The sequence below is a fragment of the Microvirga makkahensis genome (assembly GCF_009830105.1).
GTDB lineage: Bacteria > Pseudomonadota > Alphaproteobacteria > Rhizobiales > Beijerinckiaceae > Microvirga > Microvirga makkahensis.
Genome location: NZ_WURB01000006.1, coordinates 254,566 through 262,321, shown reverse-complemented (window position 1 = coordinate 262,321; position 7,756 = coordinate 254,566). Strand labels below are relative to the sequence as shown.

Below are 7,756 nucleotides of genomic sequence, written 5' to 3'. Positions count from 1 at the left end.
AGCTTCTGGAGGAGGCCTGCGCAAGAGCCGGCCAGCCCCTCACCCTGCGCCGCCAGGACGGCTACGACCATTCCTACTTCTTCATCGCAACCTTCATCGAGGACCACCTCCGCTGGCACGCCACGCGCCTCGGCTAGAAGTGTCCGATCGGCCCCTCCCTGAGCGTCTGCTCATCGGTGGCGTGCCCCGCTTTCCTCTTCCCCTTAAGGCAGGGACAGAAGAGTGAGGGTGAGATGGCCGGGACAGGCCCGGCCCTGACATGGAGGGCTGCCGTGCAGTCCGGAATTGGCGTGGCGCCCTGACTTTGCGCCTCGGTCCCTCACCCCTCGCCGCGAGGGGGAGAAAAATGGGCCGCATCATGAGAGCAAATTTCTCATGATGCGGCCCATAGCGGCGTTGCCGGACGCCCTTAATCCCTGCCGAAAGCACGCGGGTGCCGCAATTGCAGCGCCTGCACGAGCACCATGGTCTTCATGTCGGCGATCGTGTTATCGGCGATGAAGTCCACGACGTCGTCAAAGCCGACCTCCAGCACCTCGATCTCCTCGTGCTCGTCGGCCAAGCCGCCGCCTTCGGCGATCCGGTCCGCCTCCGTATAGGGCGCGAGGAAGAGGTGCAGCCGCTCCGTCGTGGCTCCGGGCGCGGACCAGAATCGTCCCAGGGGCTCCAAGCGCACCACGCGCAGACCCGCCTCCTCCATGCTCTCGCGGCGGGCGCAGGTCTCGGGCTCGTCCTCGTCGAGAAGCCCCGCGATCGCTTCGAGAAAATCCGGGTGCCCTTCGCGATGCATGACGGGCGCGCGAAACTGCCGGACGAGGATGACTTTTCGCCTCTCCACGTCATAAGGCAGCACGGCAGCGGCATCCCCGCTGTTGAGGATCTCGCGGATCATGGTCCGTCCGTCCGGCATCTGAACCGTCAGGTTCAGGAGCTTGCGCCATCCCTCGTAGACGGTGTCAATCTGCTTGATTCGATAGGCGGTCACGTCGGCTTCCTTTATGGCTGAAATCTGATTCTCCAGGACAATGCCTGAAGACAACAACTGGAACGCCCACGTTATCCATCTTCTTTGAGCCCGAGAGCCCGCTTCGGACGTTATGGACAGGAGTTCTGTCACGAGGAGTGTTCATGTGCTGCAAGATCTGGTCGGGGCCATCCGGAAACGACAGGCCATCCTTTTCGCCGGAGCCGGAGTATCGATGACCGTGGGGCTGCCCTCCTGGAGCACGCTCATCGAGCATGTGGCAGAAGAGCTCGATCTTGATACGTCCAGTTTCAGAGAGGGCGAGCTGAACTACCTGACGCTTGCCGAATATTACCGGATCAGGCAGGGCAGCATCGGCCCCCTGCGCAGCTGGATGGACCGGCACTGGACGCTTCCCGAGGAGAAGCTCAAGGCCTCGAAGGTCCACGAGCTTATTTCCAAGCTCGACTTTCCGATCATCTACACGACCAATTTCGACCGGAACCTGGAGACCGCCTTCGATCTCCACGGCAAGGACTACGTGAAGATCGTCAACGCCAAGGATATCGCCCGCATTCGCGAGGGCGTGCCGCAGATCGTGAAGTACCACGGCGATTTCGACGACGACGGTTCGATCGTGATCGCCGAGACCGATTATCTCGACCGCCTATCCTTCGAGTCCCCGCTCGACATCAAGTTCCGCTCGGATTCTCTCGGCAAGACCATACTGTTCATCGGCTACAGCATGACGGACCTCAACATCCGGTTTCTCATGCACCGGCTCTGGAAAACCTGGAACGGATCGGGCTACGAGCGCGACCGGCCGCAATCCTACGTCTTCATGTTGCGCTCAAATCCGGTGGAGCAGGCGGTTCTGGAGCAATGGGGGCTCAGGGTGCTCACGGAAAAGGACTGTCCGCCGGAGAAAGCCCTCGAGGTCTTCCTGACGAAGCTCTGCGCGTCGGTCGAGAAAGCTGATGAGGCGCGCCATCTCGAGTTGCCGCGGCCATGAACTTTTTGTAATTCGATCCTCCATTGCCTCAGTGACAGATTCGAATCGTTCATAGATGCGTTCGACGGCATCGTCCTTTGCGATGTGCCGAGGCACCCCCATTTGCCAGCTTGGCGTTTCAGAACAGCTGATGGATGGAAGAGCAGGTCGATGGCAGCTTCGATTCGGAATACGACGATTGATTTCTGGCGAGGCCTCGTCCTCCTGATCATCTTCGTCAATCACATCCCGGGCAACCTCATCGAGCACATCACACCGCGCAATTACGGCTTCTCCGATTCCACGGAGGCCTTCATCTTCATCTCTGGCATGTCGATCGCACTGGTTTACGGACCACGCCTGCCTCAAGGCGACCTGTTCAGCGTCGTGGCGCAATGCCTGCAGCGCGCCTTCAAACTCTATCGGGTGCACCTGGCCTTGACGGCCGGGGCGATCGTTCTCTTTTCGGTCGGCTACGAGCTGAGCGAGGAGATCGGACTCATTGAGGAACACGGGCGCAGCGCCGTCTTCGGCGATACGGCCAAAGGTGTCACCGGCATCATCCTGCTCGGCCACCAGCTCGGCTATTTCAATATCCTCCCGCTCTACATCGCCCTCATGTTCTGGGCTCCCGTGGCGCTCGTCCTTGCGCGGGTGCATGTGGGGCTTGCCCTTCTCGTATCCGGCGCGGTTTATATTCTGGCCCGCATGGGCATCGCGACCCTGCACAGCTGGCCGGAGCCCGGTACCTGGTTCTTCAACCCCTTCGCATGGCAATTCCTGTTCACGGGCGGAATCGTGACCGGCATTCTGGTCCTGGCGAGTCCCGTTCCCTACAATCGGCTCCTTGCCATCGCTGCTCTGGCGATCGTGACCCTCTCGTTCGTCGCGCGGACCGCCGGCTTCGGCCTGTTCCCTTGGCTTCAGGAAATCGCCTTCGCCAAGCTCGATCTCGTGAAGCAAGATCTCGGCTTGGCCCGGATCATCCACTTCCTGGCTTTGGCCTATCTGCTGACGCAGTTCCGGATCGGAGCCGTTCTGAAAACGACGCTCCTTGGACCGGACCTGGTCCGGCTTGGACAGCACAGCCTCACGATCTTTGCCGTAGGATCGTTGTTGAGCGCGCTGGGGCAAGTCGTCATGACGCTGGCCGCCGTCAAATCCTCCGCTAGTCCGCAGATCATCGGCATGGTATTCACGCTTCTGGGTATCATTGGTCTTCTGGCACTGGCGCGATATCTCGAATGGAACAAAAACAACCTGTCCGCCCGCCAACAAGGGCAGGCGAAGGGGCTCGGACTATCGTCATCATCGGGGCGGCTCTCGCCTTAAGTCCCGTGTTGTTCGGCCCGCCGGCGGCGGCATCTTCGAGCAATGGCGATTGCGATGTGACCCGCCAGATCTTCACGGCGCACGAAGCGGCCACGACGGTCGGCGCCAAGCTCGCCCGCCGCGAGCCTGTCCGTGTCCTCGCCATCGGCTCCTCCTCGACGGAAGGCATCGGCGCCTCCTCCCCCGAGCATTCCTATCCCGCCCAGCTCGAAGACGAGTTGCGCGAGGACTGGAAGAGCGGCGTCACCGTCGTCAATGCGGGCAAGGGCGGTGAGACCGGCGCCCAAACCCTTGAGAGGCTCGAAGCCGCGCTCAAGGCGCAGAGCTTCGATCTCGTGATCTGGCAAGTGGGCACCAACGATGCCATCAAGGGTGTGAGTGAAGAGGACTTCCGGGCCATCCTGGAACGGGGAATCGCGTCAGTGAGGGCAAGCGGAGCCAGCCTGATGCTCCTCGATCAGCAGTACTTCCCCACCATCCGCAACCTGGGCCGCTACGAGCGGTTCGTCGGAATGGTGGGCACCCTGGCGCGTGAACGGAAGGTTGCCGTCTTTTCCCGGTATGCCCTCATGCTGGATTGGAACAGCCAATCGCCCGAGGAGCTGCGCTCCATGCTCTCGGGCGATGGTTTTCACATGAGCGACAAGGGATACGATTGCCTTGCCGACCAGGTGGCAGAGGCGATCCAATCCCTGGTATCCCCTGCTCGCCACTCCGGGCAGGTCACCTCGAACCAAGTCGCCAAGGCGCGTTAACGCCTCCGCGGGGCCCGCGCGTCAGCGTTTGCTGGCGCGTTGCCCTAACGACCGCTTCCGCCGCAACACAATCGAGCCGTCCATGGTCCAAGCCAAACGCCGTCTCTCGCTCAAAGATGTTCTGACCGACGGGCGCATCGCGCTCATGCTGCCTTTGGGGTTCTCCTCGGGCCTGCCTTTCCTGCTCGTCTTCAGCACGCTCTCGACTTGGCTGCGGGAGGCGGGCATTTCGCTCACGGTCATCGGCCTGATGAGCTGGGTGGGCCTGGCCTACTCCCTCAAGTTCCTGTGGGCGCCCGTCGTGGACCGCTACGACGTGCCGGTTCTCGCCCGTCTTCTCGGCCGCCGCCGCGGGTGGATGGCTCTGGCGCAACTCGGCGTGATGGCCGCTCTTCTGAGCATGGCCGTGACCGGGCCGACGGTCAGCCTGCCCCTCACCATCGCCTCGGCGGTGATGATCGCCTTCTTCTCCGCCACGCAGGACGTGGTGATCGACGGCTGGCGCATCGACGCGGCGCCCACCGAGCGCCAGGGCATGATGGCGGCGAGCCTCCAGCTCGGCTACCGCCTGGCGCTGCTCTGCGCGGGCGCGGGCGCACTCTACATCGCCGAGCTCGTGAACTGGCCTGCCGCCTATCTGTCCATGACCACCCTCATGGGGGTGGGTCTCGTGGGCACCCTGCTCGCGCCGCGCATCGACGAGGTTCGGGTCCGCCAGAATCCCCCCTTCTCCCAGGCCATCGCCGAGCCCATCGCCGATCTCTTCCAGCGCAAACGAATGATGCTGATCCCGATCCTGGCGCTCGTGGCCTGCTACCGCCTGCCGGATTTCATGGCGGGCATCATGGCGAACCCGCTCTATATCGACCTGGGCTTCAGCAAGGCCGACATCGCCAGCATCTCGAAGCTCTACGGCGTGTGGATCGGCATCGTCGGCGCCTTCGGCGGCGGCCTCGCGCTGACGCGCCTCGGACTCTGGTGGACCCTGCTGATCGGGGCGAGCCTCGCTGCCGGGTCGAACGTGATGTTCTCCTGGCTCGCCGCGGGCAACGCCACTCTCACGGGGCTGACGCTCACCATCAGCATCGATAATTTCGCGCAAGGGTTCGCGGGCGCAGCCCTGGTGGCCTACATGTCGGGCCTCACCTCGCCGGGCTTCGCAGCCACCCAATATGCGCTCCTCAGCTCGCTCTATGCACTGCCCGGAAAGCTGATCGGCGGCGCATCCGGCGCGATCGTGGATTCTTACGGCTATCCGCTGCTCTTCACCGGCACGGCAGCGCTCGGCATTCCCCTCGCGATCCTCTGCCTCGTCGTGCGGCGGGATACGGTGGAAACGGTGCGGCAGAAGGAGGAGGCGGAGGCACGCATGGATTCCGCATCCGTGGCCGTGGGATCACGGGCTTGAACACCAACTCCTCGTCATCACCGGCCTCGTTCCGGTGATCCCGCTTTCATGAACCGCTGCGCTCTTCCGGATGGGATGTTCGGTCCGCTCCCGGCCCCGGTGTCGCGCCGGGCGGGCACTTGCCCAGGATGATCATGCCGAGCACCTCGTCCTGCGTGACGTCCTGCACGCTGGCGGAGCCCACCAGTTTGCCGTTCTTCATCACGCTCACGCGATCGGCGAGGCCGAACACGTCATGGATGTCGTGGCTGATGAGGAAGATGCCGATGCCCTCCTTCTTCAACTGCAGCACAAGATCCGCCACCTGCTGCGTCTCGGCCGGGCCGAGCGCGGCGGTGGGCTCGTCCATGATCAGCACCCGCGCGTTGAAATAGATCGCTCTCGCGATGGCCACCGATTGCCTCTGCCCGCCGGACAGCGCCTTCACCGGCTCCTTGAAGCGGCGGAAATGCGGATTGAGGCGCGCCATCACCTTGCGGGTCTCGGCTTCCATCGCGGCATCGTCGAGGGTGCCGTAAGGGGTCAGCACTTCGCGGCCGAGGAAGATGTTGCCCGCCGCGTCGATGTTGTCGGCGAGCGCCAGCGTCTGGTAGATCGTCTCGATGCCGTAGCGCTTGGCGTCGCGCGGCGTGGAGATATCGGCACGCTCGCCGTTCACGTAGATCTCGCCCGCATCCGGCTTGTAGGCGCCGGAGAGAATCTTGATGAGCGTCGACTTGCCCGCGCCGTTGTGGCCGAGTAGGCCAACCACCTCGCCGGGGCGCAGATCGATGGATACATCGTCTACCGCCTTGATGCCGCCGAAGGCGATGGAGATGTTGCGCATCTCGACGAGAGGCGTCGTTCCGTTGGCTTGCATGATACGCCCCTCCCCCTTACTTGATGCGGCGGCGATAGAGGCCGTCCACCCACACCGCCAGCACGAGCACCGCGCCGACGACGATGTTCTGCAGGGGCGTATCGACGCCAAGCAGCACCATGCCCGATTGCAGCGACTGCATGACAAGGGCGCCGAGCATCGCACCCGCGATGGTGCCGATGCCGCCCGCGAGCGAGGTGCCGCCGATCACGGCGGAGGCGATCACGTAAAGCTCGTCGAGGGTGCCCGCGGCGTTGGTGGCAGCGTTGAGGCGCGCTGTGGAGATGCAGGCGGAGATGCCGCAGAGCAGGCCCATGAGGCCGAACACCTTCATCAGCGCCCAGCGCGTGTTGATGCCTGACAGCTCCGCCGCTTCCGGATTGCCACCGATGGCGAATACATAGCGACCGAAGCGGCGGCGCGTGGCGATGAAAGTCATGGCGAGGCCGACCATGACCGCGATCAGCACCGGCAGCGCCACACCGTGCGGAATGAACAGGCCGCCCTCCGGCCATGGAATGCCGTTGGCCTCCGCCCAATTGCGGGCCGTTCCCACGGGCAGGGGATAGGCGTTGGCGATGGCGGCGGCCGACAGCACCGCGCCGCAGGCGACAATGGCGATCACCGCGTCCGCCCAGCCCGGGCGCACCGGGAAGCCGAAGCTCAGGCGGCGGCGGCGGGACAGGCCGAGTCCCACGACGATGAGGCCGCAGGCGACGGCCGCGATGATCCAGGTGGCCGTCGCGCCGAGCGCACCCTCGACGCCGCCGCCGAAGGCCTTGAAGCGACCGTCCATGGGCGCAACGGTCTGGCCCGCCGTCACCCACCAGGCGGCACCGCGCCAGACGAGCAGGCCGCCGAGGGTGACGATGAAGGACGGAATGCCGAGATAGGCGATGAGCCAGCCCTGAAACAGACCGATGGATCCGCCGACGAGGAGCGCGAGCAGAACCACGAGAGGCGCGGTGAGCGGATGCTCGAGGCCGAGATAGGCAGGCAGCCACTGCACCTGCGCGACGCCGACGATCATGCCGACGACTCCCAGGATCGCGCCTACCGAAAGGTCGATGTTGCGGGTGACGATCACGAGCACCATGCCCGTCGCCATGATCGCGACGGAGGCGGTCTGCACCGACAGGTTCCAGAGATTGCGCGGCGTGAGAAAGACGCCGCCCGACAGGAGATCGAACCCGATCCAGATCACGGCGAGGGCTGCCAGCATGCCGAGCATGCGGACATCGATCTCGAGCTTCGAGAGAAGCGAGCCGGAAGCGGTGCTCGGTGGCGGCGCGGTTGTGGCAACGGGTGCGTTCATGGCGTCACGCAAATGATCGATGAAAGGTCATTTCAAGGCTGAGCGATCGAGAGAAGAGGACCCATCATGCAACGCCGACGGATTCCCTCCCCTCCATCCAGCGGCTTCGCTGCCTCCAGCCGGGGATGGCGC

The 7,756-nt window shown here is 64.0% G+C and carries 7 protein-coding genes and 1 pseudogene; 5 read left to right on the top strand and 3 right to left on the bottom strand.

What is annotated here, in order from left to right:
- Positions 1 to 137: pseudogene (locus tag GR328_RS11370) on the top strand (S-formylglutathione hydrolase); the annotation flags it as partial.
- A gap of 272 nt (positions 138 to 409) precedes the next feature.
- Here the strand turns inward: GR328_RS11370 and GR328_RS11365 are convergent.
- The gene (locus tag GR328_RS11365) at positions 410 to 985 is read right to left on the bottom strand and encodes an NUDIX domain-containing protein (RefSeq protein ID WP_343039355.1); all 576 of its coding nucleotides are present in this window, start codon (positions 983 to 985) and stop codon (positions 410 to 412) included.
- A gap of 145 nt (positions 986 to 1,130) precedes the next feature.
- Here GR328_RS11365 and GR328_RS11360 point away from each other — a divergent pair, with 145 nt between their 5' ends.
- The 4 genes from GR328_RS11360 to GR328_RS11345 all read left to right on the top strand — a co-directional run bounded on the left by GR328_RS11360 (position 1,131) and on the right by GR328_RS11345 (position 5,450).
- Positions 1,131 to 1,976 carry an SIR2 family protein gene (locus GR328_RS11360; protein WP_160884636.1) on the top strand — a complete coding sequence of 282 codons (846 nt, stop codon included), beginning with the start codon at positions 1,131 to 1,133 and terminating at the stop codon, positions 1,974 to 1,976.
- Between the two features lie 150 nt (positions 1,977 to 2,126).
- Entirely contained in the window at positions 2,127 to 3,287 is a 1,161-nt protein-coding gene (locus GR328_RS11355; protein ID WP_160884635.1) for an OpgC family protein, read from the top strand.
- 56 nt (positions 3,288 to 3,343) lie between these two features.
- The gene (locus tag GR328_RS11350; RefSeq protein ID WP_160884634.1) at positions 3,344 to 4,042 is read left to right on the top strand and encodes a GDSL-type esterase/lipase family protein; all 699 of its coding nucleotides are present in this window, start codon (positions 3,344 to 3,346) and stop codon (positions 4,040 to 4,042) included.
- Positions 4,043 to 4,124: 82 nt separating this feature from the next.
- Positions 4,125 to 5,450 carry an AmpG family muropeptide MFS transporter gene (locus GR328_RS11345; protein WP_246215806.1) on the top strand — a complete coding sequence of 442 codons (1,326 nt, stop codon included), beginning with the start codon at positions 4,125 to 4,127 and terminating at the stop codon, positions 5,448 to 5,450.
- 46 nt (positions 5,451 to 5,496) lie between these two features.
- Here the strand turns inward: GR328_RS11345 and GR328_RS11340 are convergent, their stop codons facing one another.
- Both GR328_RS11340 and GR328_RS11335 read right to left on the bottom strand, forming a co-directional pair.
- On the bottom strand, positions 5,497 to 6,309 hold the full coding sequence (locus GR328_RS11340) for an ATP-binding cassette domain-containing protein (protein WP_160884633.1): 813 nt from the start codon (positions 6,307 to 6,309) through the stop codon (positions 5,497 to 5,499).
- Between the two features lie 16 nt (positions 6,310 to 6,325).
- Positions 6,326 to 7,624, bottom strand: a complete 1,299-nt coding sequence (locus GR328_RS11335) for a sugar ABC transporter permease (RefSeq protein ID WP_160884632.1) — start codon at positions 7,622 to 7,624, stop codon at positions 6,326 to 6,328.
- Positions 7,625 to 7,756 lie beyond the last annotated feature (132 nt).